This window comes from Streptomyces sp. NPDC014995 (assembly GCF_043080745.1).
Classification (GTDB): domain Bacteria; phylum Actinomycetota; class Actinomycetes; order Streptomycetales; family Streptomycetaceae; genus Streptomyces.
The window spans coordinates 65,837-81,585 of sequence record NZ_JBIBVX010000013.1 but is presented as its reverse complement, the minus strand read 5'-3'; the positions used below and the strand labels follow the sequence as shown (position 1 = coordinate 81,585).

The 15,749-nt window shown below is 72.9% G+C and carries 14 protein-coding genes and 1 pseudogene; 7 read left to right on the top strand and 8 right to left on the bottom strand.

Translation table 11 applies throughout. The annotated features are described in order from the left end of the window. Positions 1–272 precede the first annotated feature (272 nt). On the bottom strand, positions 273–710 hold the full coding sequence (locus ACF1A1_RS25460; protein WP_392003352.1) for a DUF4442 domain-containing protein: 438 nt from the start codon (positions 708–710) through the stop codon (positions 273–275). A gap of 86 nt (positions 711–796) precedes the next feature. Between ACF1A1_RS25460 and ACF1A1_RS25455 the strand changes: the two genes are divergently transcribed. The 3 genes from ACF1A1_RS25455 (at position 797) to ACF1A1_RS25445 (ending at position 4,260) form a co-directional block, all read left to right on the top strand. Then, entirely contained in the window at positions 797–1,726 is a 930-nt protein-coding gene (locus ACF1A1_RS25455) for a hypothetical protein (protein ID WP_392003005.1), read from the top strand. A 66-nt stretch (positions 1,727–1,792) separates the two neighbouring features. Further along, positions 1,793–2,815, top strand: a complete 1,023-nt coding sequence (locus tag ACF1A1_RS25450; protein WP_392003003.1) for a hypothetical protein — start codon at positions 1,793–1,795, stop codon at positions 2,813–2,815. Positions 2,816–2,892: 77 nt separating this feature from the next. After that, positions 2,893–4,260 carry an MFS transporter gene (locus tag ACF1A1_RS25445; RefSeq protein ID WP_392003002.1) on the top strand — a complete coding sequence of 456 codons (1,368 nt, stop codon included), beginning with the start codon at positions 2,893–2,895 and terminating at the stop codon, positions 4,258–4,260. 76 nt (positions 4,261–4,336) lie between these two features. Here the strand turns inward: ACF1A1_RS25445 and ACF1A1_RS25440 are convergent, their stop codons facing one another. Both ACF1A1_RS25440 and tuf read right to left on the bottom strand, forming a co-directional pair. Further along, positions 4,337–5,128, bottom strand: coding sequence for a spermidine synthase (locus ACF1A1_RS25440; protein ID WP_392003351.1), 792 nt, complete (start codon positions 5,126–5,128; stop codon positions 4,337–4,339). Between the two features lie 186 nt (positions 5,129–5,314). Then, positions 5,315–6,505, bottom strand: a complete 1,191-nt coding sequence (gene tuf, locus ACF1A1_RS25435) for an elongation factor Tu (protein ID WP_392003001.1) — start codon at positions 6,503–6,505, stop codon at positions 5,315–5,317. Positions 6,506–6,881: 376 nt separating this feature from the next. On the opposite strand from tuf, the gene ACF1A1_RS25430 reads away from it, so the two are divergent. After that, positions 6,882–7,682 carry a TVP38/TMEM64 family protein gene (locus tag ACF1A1_RS25430; protein ID WP_392003000.1) on the top strand — a complete coding sequence of 267 codons (801 nt, stop codon included), beginning with the start codon at positions 6,882–6,884 and terminating at the stop codon, positions 7,680–7,682. 91 nt (positions 7,683–7,773) lie between these two features. Here the strand turns inward: ACF1A1_RS25430 and ACF1A1_RS25425 are convergent, their stop codons facing one another. Next, positions 7,774–8,943, bottom strand: a complete 1,170-nt coding sequence (locus tag ACF1A1_RS25425; protein WP_392002999.1) for a thiolase family protein — start codon at positions 8,941–8,943, stop codon at positions 7,774–7,776. Positions 8,944–9,071: 128 nt separating this feature from the next. On the opposite strand from ACF1A1_RS25425, the gene ACF1A1_RS25420 reads away from it, so the two are divergent. Next, positions 9,072–9,545: a winged helix-turn-helix transcriptional regulator gene (locus ACF1A1_RS25420; protein ID WP_392002997.1), complete on the top strand. Its 474-nt coding sequence runs from the start codon at positions 9,072–9,074 to the stop codon at positions 9,543–9,545. A gap of 90 nt (positions 9,546–9,635) precedes the next feature. Here the strand turns inward: ACF1A1_RS25420 and ACF1A1_RS25415 are convergent. Both ACF1A1_RS25415 and ACF1A1_RS25410 read right to left on the bottom strand, forming a co-directional pair. Then, positions 9,636–10,561, bottom strand: a pseudogene (locus ACF1A1_RS25415) (PmoA family protein). Continuing rightward, the gene (locus tag ACF1A1_RS25410) at positions 10,558–11,718 is read right to left on the bottom strand and encodes a Gfo/Idh/MocA family protein (RefSeq protein ID WP_392002996.1); all 1,161 of its coding nucleotides are present in this window, start codon (positions 11,716–11,718) and stop codon (positions 10,558–10,560) included. Before ACF1A1_RS25410 ends, ACF1A1_RS25415 begins: the two are co-directional and overlap by 4 nt. Positions 11,719–12,093: 375 nt before the next feature. On the opposite strand from ACF1A1_RS25410, the gene ACF1A1_RS25405 reads away from it, so the two are divergent. Together ACF1A1_RS25405 and ACF1A1_RS25400 are read left to right on the top strand one after the other, a co-directional pair. Then, the gene (locus ACF1A1_RS25405; RefSeq protein ID WP_392002995.1) at positions 12,094–12,969 is read left to right on the top strand and encodes an undecaprenyl-diphosphate phosphatase; all 876 of its coding nucleotides are present in this window, start codon (positions 12,094–12,096) and stop codon (positions 12,967–12,969) included. Between the two features lie 360 nt (positions 12,970–13,329). Beyond that, the gene (locus ACF1A1_RS25400) at positions 13,330–13,509 is read left to right on the top strand and encodes a hypothetical protein (RefSeq protein ID WP_392002994.1); all 180 of its coding nucleotides are present in this window, start codon (positions 13,330–13,332) and stop codon (positions 13,507–13,509) included. 150 nt (positions 13,510–13,659) lie between these two features. Here the strand turns inward: ACF1A1_RS25400 and ACF1A1_RS25395 are convergent, their stop codons facing one another. Together ACF1A1_RS25395 and ACF1A1_RS25390 are read right to left on the bottom strand one after the other, a co-directional pair. Continuing rightward, a complete protein-coding gene (locus tag ACF1A1_RS25395) occupies positions 13,660–14,400 on the bottom strand; it encodes an SDR family NAD(P)-dependent oxidoreductase (protein ID WP_392002993.1) in 741 nt (246 codons plus the stop codon). A 74-nt stretch (positions 14,401–14,474) separates the two neighbouring features. Then, positions 14,475–15,590 carry an AI-2E family transporter gene (locus tag ACF1A1_RS25390; protein ID WP_392002992.1) on the bottom strand — a complete coding sequence of 372 codons (1,116 nt, stop codon included), beginning with the start codon at positions 15,588–15,590 and terminating at the stop codon, positions 14,475–14,477. Positions 15,591–15,749: the final 159 nt, after the last annotated feature.

Genomic DNA, 15,749 nt, shown 5'->3' with positions numbered 1-15,749 from the left:
GCACCAGCACCAGCACCAGCACCAGCACACGACTGCCCCGCCGCTCGGCCGTCACGCAGCGGTGGTATCGCGGCCGCGGCCCGCTCTGCGCCGTGGCACACAAGGACCGCTTACCCGGCGGCCCACGCTCCCCCGTGCCGTACCAGGGACCGCGTACCCCGCGGCCCGCCCCTCCGTCGCGGCGTACCAAGGACCGCGGCGTACCAAGACCGCCCCCGCCCTGACAGCCCTCGAACGCGGTCCGCCCGTCGGCCCGGACGCCCGGATCGGGCTCAGCCGTTGGGGCGCAGGGTCCAGACGACGGTCATCTCGCCGGTGACCGCCCCGTCGCCCCGGCGGATCTCGATCGTCACCGGGAACTCGGGGCGCTCGCCCGCGTCGAGCTGGGCGACGACCTCGGTGGCCGGGCGGCCGAGGGTCGCGGTGGCGGTGACCGGGCCCATCGCGAGCTTCCGGTAGGAGATCTCGGCGCTGACGGCGAGCGGCACGGCCCGCGAGAGCTGGTCACCGAAGGCGGCGAGGACGATCGCGCCGCTGGCGGACTCGCCGAGCGTGAACATCGCACCGGCGTGCGGCCCGCCCACGTGGTTGTGGTACTCGCTCTGGTCCGGCAGGGCCACCACGGCCTTCTCCCGGCTGGTCTCGAGGAACTCGAGGTTCAGGGTCCGGGCCATGGGCACCGTGGCGGCGAGCATCTCGCCGATGGACATCTGGTCTGCGCTCATGACGGCGAGGTTACCCGTGAGTAGCCAGTGCCCGCCAGAGCGGTGTGATGATCGCCGTATGCTTGCCGCCCATGTGGCCAGGAGAGCAACCGCCGGCCGGCGGCCAGAACCCGCGACCGAACCCGTACCAGCAGCCCGGCTTCCCGCAGCCCGCCCCGTACGCGAACGCGCCGACCGGTCCCTGGAACGCCCCGACCGTGACGGCGGCGCCGCCCCCCGGTGACGGCGGTGGCCGTCGGACACGGGTGGTGGCGATCGTCGCGGCCGCCGTCGTCGTGGTGGCCGCCGCCGTGACGGGCGCCGTGCTGGTGGGCGGCGGGGACGACGAGGCCGCTCCCGACCCGGCCACCTCCACCGCGTCGGCCTCCGCGACCGCGAACCCGCGGGGGAACGCGACCGAGAAGCCGACCGTCGCCGGCTGGAAGGCCGTCGTGAACCCGGGCCTCGGCGTCGCCTTCGACGTACCGGCAGACTGGGCCCCGCAGTCCCGTGACTGGGTGACGTACGTCGCGGAGGACGACGACCCCACCGAGAAGCCGCTCGTCGCCATGAAGGCCCCGGCCGTGCTGAAGGCCCGGTGGTGCTCCTCCGACGACGACCGGGACGGTGAGACCGACGAGACACCGCTCGCCGGCGCCGGCACCCGGGGCAACAACGGCGCGAGGAGCACCGAGGAGATCGCCCGGGCCGACTCGGCCGCGTGGGTCTACGGCGCCTACGCCCAGCCCGACCACGACAAGGTGACGACCGGTCCGGTGACCTCGTTCACCACCGCCTCCGGCCTCACCGGCAGCGTCGCCACCTCACGGTCCACCGGGGTCGCGAAGAAGGGCGCATGCGACTCCGACGGCAAGGCCACCACGTTCGCCTTCAAGACCCCGGACGGCGACCTGGCGTCGTGGTCGTTCTACGGTGCGAAGGGGGTCGGCGAGGAGGTCGCGGACGCCACGATCCGCCGGATCATGGCCACCGTGCGGGTGTTCACGCCGACCGAGTCCTGATTCGGTACGTACCTGACAAGGGGCGGTGACCTCACCGTGTCCCGGACGGCACTAGGGTTTTGGGCCATGTGGCCAGGACAGCAGCCGCCCGGGGGAGAGCAGAACCCGCAGGCGCAGAACAATCCGTACCAGCAGCCGGGATACCAGCAGCCGAATCCCTATCAGCAGCCCGGCTTCCCCCAGCAGCCCAACCCCTACGCGCAGACACCGCAGTGGGGCACCCCGGCGCCCGCGGGCCCGCCGCAGACCGGCGGGGGAGGCGGTGGCAACCGGACGAAGCTGATCGCGATCGTGGCGGCCGCGGCCGTCGTCGTGGCCGCCGGCGTCACCGGGTTCCTGGTGCTCGGCGGCGACGACGAGGACCCGGTCGAGGTCACCGGCAAGGGCAGCAAGAGCCCCACCGTGTCCGCCGAACCGAGCGACTCGGCCTCGTCGTCGACCGGCACCGACGACAACCCGCGCGCCGACGAGACGCTTCAGCCGACCGTCGCGGGCTGGAAGGTCGTCGTGAACCCCAAGCGGGGCGTCGCCTTCGACGTGCCGGCGGACTGGGAGATCCAGTCGCCGACCCTCAGCCAGGGCTTCGAGTGGGAGGACAAGGAACAGCCCGACGGCTACGACTCGATCATCCAGTCGGGCACCGCCGAGTACAAGTCCAAGTGGTGCACGGAGGACGACGACAAGGACGGCAAGACCGACGACACCGCGCTCGCCATCGTCGGCACCAAGGGCGCCGAAGGTGCCAAGAACACCGACGAGATCGCCATCAACACGCCCGCCTGGTGGGTGTTCGGCGGTTATACGCAGCCGGACAAGAAGAGCCTCTCCTTCGACGAGAAGGCCACTGCGTACACCACCGCCTCGGGCATCAAGGGCAGTTACGCGTGGGCCCAGTCGACGAACACGCCCCAGAACGGCAAGTGCGACAGCGACGGCAAGGCGATCACGTTCGGCTTCAAGAACTCCAAGGGCGACTACGTGTCCTGGAACCTGTACACGGCCAAGGGCGTGAAGGACGAGCTGCCGAACGCGACGATCATGCGGATCCTCAGCACCGTACGGCTGCACGGAGAGCCGACGGAGGGGTGACGGAGGGCTGACGTCCGGGTGCCGGACGGCGGGTAATCGGTTTGGCAGATCGGTGTCCGGGCGGCGATAGTCGGCCGGTGACCTCAGCCGCCGACACCCGCCACCGCCTGCGCAGACCCGTTTGGGCCGGCCGCAACTACAGCCTGCTGACCGCCGCCGCGTTCATCACGAGCCTCGGCAGTCACGGCGCCCTCATCGCCGCCGCGTTCGCCGTCCTCGAGGCGGGGGGCGACGGCGGCGACGTCGGTCTGGTGGCCGCGGCCCGCACGCTGCCGCTGGTGCTGTTCCTGCTGATCGGCGGAGCGGTCGCCGACCGGCTGCCGCGGCACCGGGTGATGGTCGCGGCCAACGCCCTGAACTGCCTCTCCCAGGCCGCGTTCGCCCTGCTCGTGCTCGCGGGCGAGCCGCAGCTGTGGCAGATGATGCTGCTGACCGCGCTCGGCGGCACCGGCCAGGCGTTCTTCAGCCCCGCCGCCGAGGGCATGCTGATGTCCTCCGTCAAGGGCGAGCAGGCCGGCCGGGCGTTCGCGGTGTTCCGGATGGCGATGCAGGGCGCGGCCGTCGGCGGCGCCGCGCTGGGCGGCGCGATGGTCGCCGTCGTCGGACCGGGCTGGGTACTCGCCGCGGACGCCGCCGCGTTCGCGGGCGCCGGGGCGCTGCGCGCGTTCCTCGACGTGAGCCACATCCCGGCGCGCGGGCAGGGCGGCGGCATGCTCGCCGATCTCCGGGAGGGCTGGCGGGAGTTCAGCGGCCGCCCGTGGCTGTGGGGGATCGTGCTCCAGTTCTCGATCGCCAACGCCGTCGTCGGGGCCGCCGACGCGGTCTACGGACCCCTCGTCGCGCGGGACCACCTGGGCGGGGCGGGCCCCTGGGGCCTCGCCCTCGGCTTCTTCGGCGCGGGCACGGTGGCCGGCGCCGTGGTGATGACCCGCTGGAAACCCCGCCGCCTGCTCTTCGTCGGGACCCTGTGCGTCTTCCCGCTGGCCCTGCCGTCGGCCGCCCTCGCCGTCCCCGCACCCGTCGGTGTCCTGTGCGCGGTGATGTTCCTGACCGGCGTCACCCTCGAGGTCTTCGGCGTCTCCTGGATGACCGCTCTCCACCAGGAGATCCCCGAGGACAAACTCTCCCGCGTCTCGGCCTACGACTGGTTCGGCTCGGTCGCCCTGGTCCCCCTGGCGACGGCTCTGGCGGGCCCGTCCGAGTCCGTCTTCGGCCGCACGGCCTCCCTGTGGGGCTGCGCCGTCCTGGTCGTCCTGGTGACGGCGGCGGTCCTGTGCGTCCCGGACGTACGGAACCTGACGCGTCGTACGAAGCCGGTGGCCGGGCGTACGCCGACCGGCACGGCGGCCGGTGACGGCTCGGCGGAGGCCGGCGGGGAGGTGGACGCGGGGCGCGGCGGCCCGTCCGGTGCCGACGCGGAGGCTGGGCACGGGGCCCTCGGATAGGAAACGGGGTGGTGCGGTCCGCTGGGACCGCGCGCCCCCGGCAGTCGGATCCGACCCGTGCCAGCACCGCCCCCGCTCAGCCGATCCCGAACGCCCCCTCGGGTGGCACGGGGGACGGAACCGCCTCCTCGTCCCGTACCGGTCTGGCGTCGCCGACGAAGTCCCGCAGGGCGGGCCCGTGTTCGACGCGGGCCGGGAAGGCGTCGGAGGCGGTGCGGCGGGCCAGCGGGGGGATGTCGAGGGGGTGGTGGGCGGCGACGAGGACCGCGTTGCCGAAGCGGCGGCCGCGCAGCACCGCCGGCTCGGCGATGAGGGCGAGTTCCTCGAACACGGCGGCGAAGGTGGCGAGCTGGGACCGCAGGAAGGCGAACGGCGCCGCGTCGGCGAGGTTCGCCAGGTAGACGCCGTCGGCGCGCAGGACGCGTCCGGCCTCGCGGGCGTAGGCGAGGGACGTCAGGTGGGCGGGGACGCGGGAGCCGCCGTAGACGTCGGCGACGAGGACGTCGGCGGAGTCGGCCGGGGCCGCCTCCAGCCAGGCCCGCGCGTCGGCCGCGTGCAGGGTGATGCCGGTGCCGGACGGGACCGGCAGGTGTTCGGCCACCAGCTCCAGCAGTCCGCGGTCGGCCTCGACGACGTCCTGCCGGGAGCCGGGCCGGGTCGCCGCCAGGTACCGGGGCAGGGTGAGCGCCCCGCCGCCGAGGTGCAGCACGTCCAGGGGCCGCCCCGCCTCGGCGACGGTGTCCAGGACGTGCCCGAGGCGACGCGCGTACTCGAACTCCAGGTGCGTCGGCTCGTCCAGGTCGACGTACGACTGCGGCGCCCCGTCGACCGTCAGCAGCCACGCCCGCTCCCGGTCGATGTCCGGCATCAGCCTGGCGGTGCCGTGGTCGACGGCTCGGGTGACGGGTATGGGCTCGTCGTTCACCGTCCCATTGTGCCGGGAGTGAGGCGTTCGCCACGCCCCCGGGGACGCGCCCCGACGCGGAGCGACGCGGCGCGGGGAACCGCACGACCGGCCAGATCCGGCCCGCGGTCCCCGCGCCCGTCACCACCCTCACTCGACGGCGGTCACGGTCCCCGCTCCGACGGTCCGCCCGCCCTCGCGGATGGCGAACCCGAGCCCGGGCTCCAAGGGCATCTCACGCCCCAGCTCCACGCTCATTTCCACCGTGTCCCCGGGCCGCGCGACGGCGGTCTCCCCCAGGTCCACGGCCCCGACCACGTCCGCCGTACGGATGTAGAACTGCGGCCGGTACCCGGTGACGACGGGCGTCGAACGCCCGCCCTCCCCCGCCGACAGGACGTACACCCGCGCCGTGAACCGCCGCCGCGGCGCCACGCTGCCCGGCGCGGCCACCACGTGCCCCCGCCGGACGGCGTCCCTGGGCACCCCCCGCAGCAGCAGCGCCACGTTGTCCCCGGCCTGGGCCTCGTCCATCGGCTTGCCGAAGGTCTCCAGACCGGTCACCACGGTGTCCAGTCCGGCGCCGAGCACCTCGACCCGGTCACCGATCCGTACGGTGCCCCGCTCGACCGCGCCGGTGACGACGGTCCCCCGGCCGGTGATGGTGAGCACGTTCTCCACGGGCAGCAGGAACGGCGCGTCCACGTACCGCTCGGGCATCGGCACGTACGTGTCGACCGCGTCGAGCAGCGCGTCGATGGACGCCGTCCACCGCGGGTCGCCCTCCAGGGCCCTCAGCCCGGAGACCCGCACGACGGGCGCGGCGTCACCGCCGTAGCCGTGCGCGGTGAGCAGGTCGCGGACCTCCAGCTCGACGAGGTCGGTGAGCACGGCGTCCTCGCCGTCGTCGACGGCGTCGGCCTTGTTGAGGGCGACGACGATGTGGTCGACGCCCACCTGCCGGGCGAGCAGGACGTGTTCGGCGGTCTGCGGCATGATCCCGTCGAGCGCGGAGACGACGAGGATCGCCCCGTCGAGCTGCGCGGCCCCGGTGACCATGTTCTTGACGTAGTCGGCGTGGCCCGGCATGTCGACGTGCGCGTAGTGCCGGGTGTCGGTCTCGTACTCGACGTGCGCGATGTTGATGGTGATGCCGCGCGCCGCCTCCTCGGGGGCGCGGTCGATGCGGTCGAAGGCAACGTATCGGGTGGTGCCGCCGGCGCCGCGCTCGGCGAGGACCTTGGTGATGGCGGCGGTCAGGGTGGTCTTGCCGTGGTCGACGTGACCCATCGTGCCGATGTTCAGGTGCGGTTTGGTGCGCACGTATGCCGTCTTGGGCATGGCGATACCTCGAAGCCTCTCAGGAAGGGTGCCGAGTGAGGGCCCCGGCTGCGGCGGGAACGCCGGCCGGGACGGGGACCCCGAGGAGTTCGCCGACCCTCCCCCTGCGGGGTCCGCCGGTCGATCCGGAGAGGGTCAGCTTCGGGCGCCGTCGACAGCGGCCACGAGAACGGGAACGGCAGCCTTCGGGGCATCCGCGACGGCGGATGCTGCGAGGAGGAAGGCGTACCGGAACATGGGGTTGATCCTCGCCGACGGTTCGACCGGTGTCGAATGGTTTTCCGCGCCAGGCGGCGCACCGATCGTCCCCGTACTTGTGACGGGCATGAGACGCACCATACGGCGATCACACACATCCGTCGGTTAGGGTCGCCGGATGCTCGATGCCACCACCCGCTCTGGGGGCACCGCCACGGCCTCTCCCCGGGCCGCCGCCACGGACCTCGTCGTCCCCGTCTCCGTGCCCGCCCTCGCCCCGCCGGCGTCCGCGTCCGCGCCCGCCGGTCTCGCCGCGCGCTGCACCAGAGTGCTGCTCTCCCCGTGGTCCCGTTTCTCGCTGCTCGTCGCGCTGCTCGCGGCGGCCGCGTCGAGCGTGCTGCTCTTCGAACCGCAGAAGCTGCTCGCGGACGGCTGGCCGCCCCAACTGGGCGGCGCCACGGCGGCACTCGTGTTCGCGGTCGTCTACGGGCTGTGCACGGTGGCGTTCGTGCCGCGGCCGCTGCTGAACCCTCTCGCGGGCGCGCTGTTCGGTTCGCAGCTCGGACTCGGCGCGGCGCTGGGAGGCACGGTGCTGGGCGCGGGACTCGCCTTCGGGCTCGGCCGGATCCTCGGCCAGGACGCGCTGCGGCCGCTGCTGCGGGGCCGGCTGCTGAAGGCCGCGGACGGCCAGTTGAGCCGGCACGGGCTGCGCTCGATGCTGGCGGCCCGGCTGTTCCCGGGGGTGCCGTTCTGGGCCGCGAACTACTGCGCCGCCGTCTCCCGGATGGGCTGGCTGCCGTTCCTGGTCGCGACCGCGCTCGGCTCGATCCCGAACACGACCGCGTACGTCGTGGCCGGGGCCAGCGCCTCGTCCCCGACCTCGCCGGTCTTCCTGATCGCGATGGCCGGCATCGCCCTGCCGGCGCTGGGGGGCGCGGTGGTGGCGTGGCGCAAACGCCACCACCTGCGGGCCCGGTGACCCGGGCCCACGGATCACCCCGGCCCGCACCGGAGCAGACACACCCCAACCCGGATCAGGCACACCCCACCGGCTGCGCCGACCGCGCGGCTCACACGGACTCCAGCACCATCGCGTTGGCCAGTCCGCCCGCCTCGCACATCGTCTGCAGGGCGTAGCGGGCGCCGCGTTCGCGCATCGCGTGCACGAGGGTCGTCGTCAGGCGGGTCCCGCTCGCGCCGAGCGGATGCCCGAGCGCGATGGCGCCGCCGTGCACGTTGACCCTGGCGAGATCGGCGCCGGTCTCCTGCCGCCAGGCCAGGACGACGCTGGAGAACGCCTCGTTGACCTCGAAGAGGTCGATGTCGTCGAGGGAGAGGTGCGCCCTGCGCAGCACCTTCTCGGTCGCCGGGATCACGCCGGTCAGCATCAGCAGCGGGTCGGAGCCGGTCACGGCGAAGCTGTGCAGGCGGGCGAGCGGGCGCAGGCCGAGGCGGGCGGCGGTCTCGCCGGAGGTGATCAGCACGGCCGAGGCACCGTCGTTGATCGGGCTGGCGTTGCCCGCCGTGACGTTCCACTCGATCTGCGGGAACCGCTCGGCGAAGGCCGGGTCGTGGTAGGCGGGCTTGAGGCCGGCGAGGATCTCCGCCGTGCTGCCCGGGCGTACGCACTCGTCGCGCGAGACGCCGTCCAGGGGCGCGGTCTCCGCGTCGAAGAGGCCCTTCTCCCAGGCCTCGGCCGCCTTGTGGTGGGAGGAGAGGGCGAAGGCGTCCATCTCCTCGCGGGTGATCGACCACTTGGCGGCGATGAGTTCGGCGCTGATGCCCTGCGGGACGAGGCCCTCGGGGTAGCGCTCGGCGATGCCGGGTCCGAAGGGGTCCGCGCCGGGCGGCACGTTCGACCACATCGGCACCCGGCTCATCGACTCGACCCCGCAGGCGACGACGAGGTCGTAGGCGCCCGCGATGACGCCCTGCGCGGCGAAGTGCACGGCCTGCTGGGAGGAGCCGCACTGCCGGTCGACCGTGGTCGCGGGGACCGTCTCGGGGAAGCCCGCCGACAGGGCGGCGTAGCGGGTGGTGTTCATGGCCTGCTCGCCGACCTGGTCGACGGTGCCGCCGATGACGTCGTCGATCAACGCGGGGTCGACGCCGGAGCGCTCGACGAGGGTGCGCAGGGTGTGGGCGAGGAGCTCGACGGGGTGCACGTGGGCGAGCGAGCCGTTCGGCTTGCCCTTGCCGATCGGGGTGCGTACGGCTTCGACGATGACTGCGTCACGCATGTGCGGGCCTCCTTGGCCGCCGGGCGGTTGCCGGTCCGCCGGACAGGTCGATTACCGGTGAGTAGGAAATCCGAACTCACCATAGCGCGGCGGGTTGGAAAATCAAACCCTCCCCTAGACTGAACGGCATGGCCGCCTCCACCAAAGACCCGCGCCCCTGCTCCATCGCCGACACCCTGGCGCTCGTGGGTGAGAAGTACTCCCTGCTCGTGCTGCGGGAGGTCTGCCTCGGCAACGGCCGCTTCGACCAGCTGGTGCGCAACATCGGCGCCCCGCGCGACGTCCTGGCCACCCGGCTGCGCCGCCTCGTGGACGCGGGGATCCTCACCAAGCGCCCCTACAGCGAGCGCCCGCAGCGCTTCGAGTACCGGCCCACGCAGGCGGGGCTCGAACTGGAGCCGGTCCTGATGACGCTCATGGCGTGGGGCGACCGCCATCTCCGCGGGGACGACGACCGCCCCATGGTGATCGAGCACGTCTGCGGCCGGGAAATGGTCCCGGTCGTCACCTGCGCGGCCTGCGGCGACCAGGTCCGCCACGAGGACCTCACGGCCCACCCGCAGGCACCGGGGTGGACGGTGGCGGGGCCGACGGCGGCCTGACACCCACCGGCCCGGAGGCCGTGGGCGACGTGCCGGGCAGGGGCACGACCGCGCGCCCCTGCGAACAGCACGTCCAGGCGCCGGAGGCACTCACCACGGGTGCGCTCGGAGGTACTTGGCGATCTCCTCCCGCTCCCAGGCCCCGTCGGCGACGACGACGCGGTAACGGCGGGTGAGGGTGTCGCCGGGGGCGAGCTCCAGCTCGTCGAAGAAGGCCCACGACGGGGCGATGCCCGCGAAGGGCTCGGTGCGGACGAACCAGTGGGCGGGGTGGGCGCCCCCGGCACCGGAGTGGTCGTTCTCGGGGGCGTGGGCGAAGACGACGGTGGCGTGGCCGTCGGCGCCGTCGTGCTCGCCGGAGAGGGCGAGCCAGGGGCCCTGGGTGCCCATCAGCTCGGGGCCCTCGCCCTCGGGCCCGATGACGCGGCCGTCCCGGAAGGCACGCGGGGCGCGCCAGAACAGGCCCGTGTAGCCGGCCATCTCCCGCCCGGCGGTGGACGGGCTGCCGAACCGCAGCGGCTCGTCGCGGCGGTTGGTGATCGCGCTCGTCCAGGTCAGCGCCCAGGGGCCGAAGGCCCGGTCGACGTCGTGCACCCCGATCCGGCGCGCCTCCTCGGCCCACAGCTCACCGCCGTACGGATGCCAGGTCAGACGCTCGACGATGACGGCCCGGTCGCCCTCGGCCTCGACCTCGTCGAAGGCGACGTGCGCCATCGAGCCGACCCGCTCCGGGAGTTCGAGGTACCCCTGTCCGCGGACATAACTGTTGCCACCCCACAGGTTGGCGCCCGAGAGGTGCGAGGCGGTCAGCGACAGTCCCTGTGCCAGCGGTGGTCGTTGGGCCGGTAGTCGGTGACGACGTCGCCGGCGAGGGTGCGCAGGGGGTGGATGTACGGCCTCGGCGCCTCCCAGGCGGCCTCCGGCCGGTAGACGTAGGCGAGCAGTTCCACACCGGTGGCCGGGTCGGTCACGGTGATGCGCTCGCCGTGCGCGTGGACGAGGCGCAGACCGGTCACGCGGACACCTCGGAGGTCACCGGCAGGGCGGCCGGCGCCCAGCCGGGGGCACCCCCGTGCAGGGCCGTGTAGTACGGGTCGCCGGGGCCGATCTCCCCGCGCTTGACCGTCGCGTCCGTGAACGCCGACTTGTACAGCGCGGTGACCAGTTCCAGGCTGGTGCGCCCGTCGGCACCGCTGCTGCGCGGCCGCTCCCCGGCGCGCATGCTCGCGACCAGCTCGCGCAGCTGGGCCAGGTGCGAGCTGGGCACGTCCGCGCCGAAGTCCCGCCAGGCGGCCGCCAGGTCGCCGGGGACGTCCGGGGCGGGGGTGATCCGCCAGTCGGCGTTGGAGTGGCCGTAGAGGTGGGTGAGTTCGACGGTGGCGTGCTCGCAGTCGATGCGGATGCGGCTGACCTCGTCGGGGCTGAGCACGCTGTTCACGATCGTGGCCATGGCGCCGCTCTCGAAGCGGACCAGGGCGGTGGACACGTCCTCGGTCTCCACGTCGTGCACGAGCCGGCCGGCCATGGCGCGCACCTCGCTCCACGGGCCGAGCAGGTCCAGCAGCAGGTCCATCTGGTGGATGCCGTGGCCCATGGCGGGGCCGCCGCCCTCGGTCTGCCAGCGGCCGCGCCAGGGCGCGGCGTAGTAGGCGGTGTCGCGGTACCAGGTCGTCTGGCAGTGCGCCACCAGCGGGCGTCCGAGGACCCGCTCGGCGAGCAGCCGCCGTACGTGCCGGGAACCGGAGCCGAAACGGTGCTGGAAGACGATCGAGGCGTACGGACCGCCCTCGGCCCCCTCCTCCGACTCCACGGCGTCGTAGTCGGCGAGGGTCGGCACCGGCGGCTTCTCGCACCACACCCAGGCGCCGGCCCGCAGCGCGGCCACGCTCTGCTCGCGGTGCAGGGTCGGCGGCGTGCAGACGGTCACCAGGTCGGGACGCTGCTCGGCCAGCATCCGCTCCAGATCGGTGTAGGCGTGCGGAACCCCGCCGTCCGTGCAGAAGGCCTCGACCGCGGCCGCGTCGATGTCGACGGCCGCGACGACCTCGGTCTCCCCCTCGGCCGCGAGCTGCTTGAGCGCCGGCAGGTGCGAGCCGCGGGCGATGGCACCGGTGCCGATGACGGCGGCACGGATGCGGCGGCCGGCGAGCGGACCGGATGCGGGTGGGGTCATGGGCGTGATCAGCACTCCTGCGACGAACGACCGTACAACCGGGCAGAGCGACAGGGCCGGCGCGCGACCGAGCGGTTCGTCTGCCGGGCGGCAAACGCCCGGCCAGTGACACAGCAAGCGCTTTCTCCCCGGGCAGAAACGTAAGCGGCGGCCAGGCGGCCGGTCAACACATGAGCCCAGCTCGGCCGCCGCGCGCGCCTCCCCTCCGCGGCCTCCTTCGAAACCCCCTGTGCCCGCCCTGTCGCCGAGGGACGCTACGCTGCCTTCGACACACCACTTGATCACCGCGCGCGCGGTGATCAAGTGGTCACCGCGCGCGCGGCGGCCCGCCGTGTCCGTCGCCCTCTCCGATCGGCACTTGGACTCCGTAACCTCATGTCTTGGTTTGAATCCCTCATCCTCGGACTCGTCCAGGGGCTGACCGAGTTCCTCCCCGTCTCCTCCAGCGCCCACCTGCGGCTCACCGCGGCCTTCTCGGGCTGGGAGGACCCCGGCGCCGCCTTCACGGCGATCACCCAGATCGGCACGGAAACCGCGGTGCTGATCTACTTCCGCAAGGACATCGGGCGGATCATCTCGGCCTGGTCCCGGTCGCTGTTCGACAAGACGATGCGCAAGGACCACGACGCCCAGATGGGCTGGCTGGTGATCGTGGGCTCGATTCCGATCGGTGTGCTCGGCGTCACGCTCAAGGACCAGATCGAGGGACCGTTCCGCGATCTGCGGGTCACCGCCACCATGCTCGTGGTGGTCGGCATCATCATCGGCATCGCCGACCGGCTGGCGGCACGCGACGAGAACGGCGGACGCCACCGCGCGCCCAAGCAGCGCAAGGAACTGAACAACCTGGGCGTGAAGGACGGCCTGATCTTCGGCCTGTGCCAGGCCTGCGCCCTCATCCCCGGCGTCTCCCGCTCCGGCGCCACCATCAGCGGCGGCCTGTTCATGGGCTACAAGCGCGAGGCCGCGGCCCGTTACTCGTTCCTGCTCGCCATCCCCGCGGTGCTGGCCTCCGGCGTCTTCGAGCTGAAGGACGCGATGGAGGGCGGCCACGTGGAGTGGGGGCCGACGGCGTTCGCGACGGTGATCGCCTTCGTGTCCGGATACGCGGTCATCGCGTGGTTCATGAAGTTCATCAGCACCAAGTCCTTCATGCCGTTCGTCTACTACCGCGTGGTGCTCGGCATCGTGCTGATCGGGCTGGTCATGGCGGGTGTCCTCAGCCCGCACGCGGCGGAGTCGGCGGGCTGAGCAACCCGGCGGACGGGGGCTCGGAAGGCCCGCGGCGCGGCGGACGGGGGCCGAGCGGGCCCCCGGCGCGGCGGACGGGTCGTGACGCTCACCTGGTAGGTCGCCCGCCGCGTCTCGTCTCGTCTCGTCTCCCGGGCGTACCACCTGTCCCGCCGCCGGGTGCGGCCTTCGACGCGGTCGGCCCCTCGGCACCGTCACCCCTTGGCACCGTTGCGCCTTGGCACCGCCACCCCCTGGGCGCCGTCCGCGCGGGACGTCCGCGCGACCGGCCGCGGGGCGGCGTCGGCCGTGACCAAGCCCATACCGTCCGCGTATCCGTCCGGTAGCGCAGTGTCAGTGCTTGGCCCTACGCTGTTGCGCATGTCCCCCAGTTCATTAGCCCCTGGTTCCGTGCGGTCCGCCGCAGAACTGAACGAGCAGATCCGGGCACTGTGGCTGCGCGCGGGCGGGTCCCTGTCGGCCGAGGAGCGGGCCGAGTACGAGCTGCTGGTGGTGAAGTGGGCGGCGGCGATCCGCGGTGACGTCGTCGAGGCCGCCTGACCTCCGCGGTCACCGTTCCCCGGCACCGCTCACCGCCCCCGGCCCCGTCACCATCCACCACAACCGCTCACGGCCCGCCGTCACCGTTCCCGTCCACCACCCTCACGGCCGCCGTCACGTTCCGTCCACAACCACCGTCACGGCCCGCCGTCACCGTCCCCCGGCGACCCGCAGCACCGCCCCCGTCGCATACGACGCCTCGGGCGACATCAGCCACGCCACCGCCGCCGCGATCTCCCCGGCGTCACCCGGACGCCGTAGCGGGATCGACGCGGCGGCCCGCCGGGCCCGGTCCGGGTCGCCCATCGCAGCGTGCATCTCCGTGTCGATCATGCCGGGCGCGACCGCGTTTACCCGGATGCCGTCGGGGCCGAGTTCCTTCGACAGGCCCACGGTCAGGGCGTCGAGGGCGGCCTTGGTCGCCGCGTAGTGGACGTAGTCGCCGGAGCTGCCGAGGGTCGCGGCCGCCGACGAGATGTTCACGATCACCCCGCTGCCCCGGGGGGTCATCAGCTGCGCCGCCCGCCGCGCGCACAGCAGCGCGCCCAGCAGATTGACGTCCACGACCCGGCGCAGGTGGGCGGTGTCGGTGTCGGCGAGCCGCCCGAGGGGCCCCGTCACACCGGCGTTGTTCACCAGGCCCGTCACCGGTCCGAGCCGGTCCTCCGCCACCGTGAAGAGCCGCTCCACGTCCGCCTCGACGGACGTGTCCACTCGCACCGCGACGGCACGGCCGCCGGCGTCGCGCACCGCGTCGGCCACCGCCGCAGCGGCTCCGGCGTCCCGGAGGTAGCCCACCGCCACGTCGTGCCCGTCGTCCGCGAGCCGCCGGCAGACCGCGGCACCGATCCCACGGCCACCACCGGTGACGACACTGACTCGTCGCTTCACGACGGCCTCCCGACCACCTGACACTCCATCAACCGCACGCCGACCCCACCCGGCCGGGCACCGCGCGCGAACCGCTACGACGCGACGGCGGCACCGGCGTGCGGCTCATCGGCCTCGGACTCCTGGAGTGGGTCGCTGAGTTGATCGCGCACGTAGTTCCAGATGACCGCGATCACCGCGGCGACCGGTACGGCGAGCAGACTGCCCACGATGCCGGCCAGGCTGCCGCCCAACGTCACCGCCAGGAGGACCACCGCCGCGTGGAGGCCGAGCCCACGACTCTGGATCATGGGCTGGAACACGTTGCCCTCGAGCTGCTGCACCACGATGATGACGGCCAGCACGATCAGCGCGTCCGTCAAGCCGTTCGAGACCAGTGCGATGAGCACCGCGACGAAACCGGCGAACAGGGCGCCCACGATCGGCACGAACGCGGAGACGAAGGTCAGCACCGCCAGCGGGAGCACCAGCGGTACCCCCAGGATCCACAGCCCGAGGCCGATCAGTACGGCGTCGAGCAGGCCGACGAACGCCTGGGAGCGCACGAACGCGCCCAGGGTGTTCCAGCTGCGTGCGGCGACGGCCGGGACGTCGGTGGCGAGCCGGCCGGGCAGCTGACGGGCGAGCCACGGCAGGAACTTCGGGCCGTCCTTGAGGAAGAAGAACATCAGGAAGAGGGCCAGGACGGCGGTGACCACACCGTTGACCACGGTGCTCACTCCGGTGACGACAGCGGTGACCATGCTGCCGAGTCCGTCCTGGGCGCGGGCGACGGCGGAGTCGAAGGCCTTGGTCATCTGGTCGTCGCCGATGTTCAACGGCGGCCCGGAGGCCCACTCGCGCAGTTTCTGGATGCCTTCGACCACACCGTCGGTCAGCTCACCCGACTGGGACGCCACCGGTACGGCGATCAGCGCCACGACGCCCAGGGCGACCAGCAGGAACAGCACCGTCACCGCCGACGCCGCCAGGGCGGGAGGCCATCCCCGACCGCGGAGAAAGCGCGCCAGCGGCCAGGTCAGCGTGGTGAGGAGCAGGCCGACGACGAGCGGCCAGACCACCGACCACATGCGGCCCATGAGCCACAGAGCAACGCTCAGCATCACGAGGACGAGCAGCACATCGACGGAGACGCGCGCCGACGTGCGGAGCGCGGCGCGGGTTCTCGTGGAACTCAACGTGGCAGGCATGGGGTCACCCTATGTGCCCTTCGGCCACCTCCGGAGCGCGGCCCGCACCCTGTCACCGCAGAGGGTCCAGCACACCCTCCACCACCGGAAAGGACAGCTCCGACGGCAACGGCGCGGCGACTCGGTCGAGTTCACCGACGCGTACGTGTGGGTGGATGT

Excerpts from the sequence above, each read along its gene's own strand:
- ACF1A1_RS25460 (WP_392003352.1), bottom strand. The coding sequence starts at position 710 with ATGTCCATCGGCGAGATGCTCGCCGCCACGGTGCCCATGGCCCGGACC.
- ACF1A1_RS25455 (WP_392003005.1), top strand. The coding sequence starts at position 797 with ATGTGGCCAGGAGAGCAACCGCCGGCCGGCGGCCAGAACCCGCGACCG.
- ACF1A1_RS25450 (WP_392003003.1), top strand. The coding sequence starts at position 1,793 with ATGTGGCCAGGACAGCAGCCGCCCGGGGGAGAGCAGAACCCGCAGGCG.
- ACF1A1_RS25440 (WP_392003351.1), bottom strand. The coding sequence starts at position 5,128 with ATGCCGGACATCGACCGGGAGCGGGCGTGGCTGCTGACGGTCGACGGG.
- tuf (WP_392003001.1), bottom strand. The coding sequence starts at position 6,505 with ATGCCCAAGACGGCATACGTGCGCACCAAACCGCACCTGAACATCGGC.
- ACF1A1_RS25430 (WP_392003000.1), top strand. The coding sequence starts at position 6,882 with ATGCTCGATGCCACCACCCGCTCTGGGGGCACCGCCACGGCCTCTCCC.
- ACF1A1_RS25425 (WP_392002999.1), bottom strand. The coding sequence starts at position 8,943 with ATGCGTGACGCAGTCATCGTCGAAGCCGTACGCACCCCGATCGGCAAG.
- ACF1A1_RS25420 (WP_392002997.1), top strand. The coding sequence starts at position 9,072 with ATGGCCGCCTCCACCAAAGACCCGCGCCCCTGCTCCATCGCCGACACC.
- ACF1A1_RS25410 (WP_392002996.1), bottom strand. The coding sequence starts at position 11,718 with ATGACCCCACCCGCATCCGGTCCGCTCGCCGGCCGCCGCATCCGTGCC.
- ACF1A1_RS25405 (WP_392002995.1), top strand. The coding sequence starts at position 12,094 with ATGTCTTGGTTTGAATCCCTCATCCTCGGACTCGTCCAGGGGCTGACC.
- ACF1A1_RS25400 (WP_392002994.1), top strand. The coding sequence starts at position 13,330 with ATGTCCCCCAGTTCATTAGCCCCTGGTTCCGTGCGGTCCGCCGCAGAA.
- ACF1A1_RS25390 (WP_392002992.1), bottom strand. The coding sequence starts at position 15,590 with ATGCCTGCCACGTTGAGTTCCACGAGAACCCGCGCCGCGCTCCGCACG.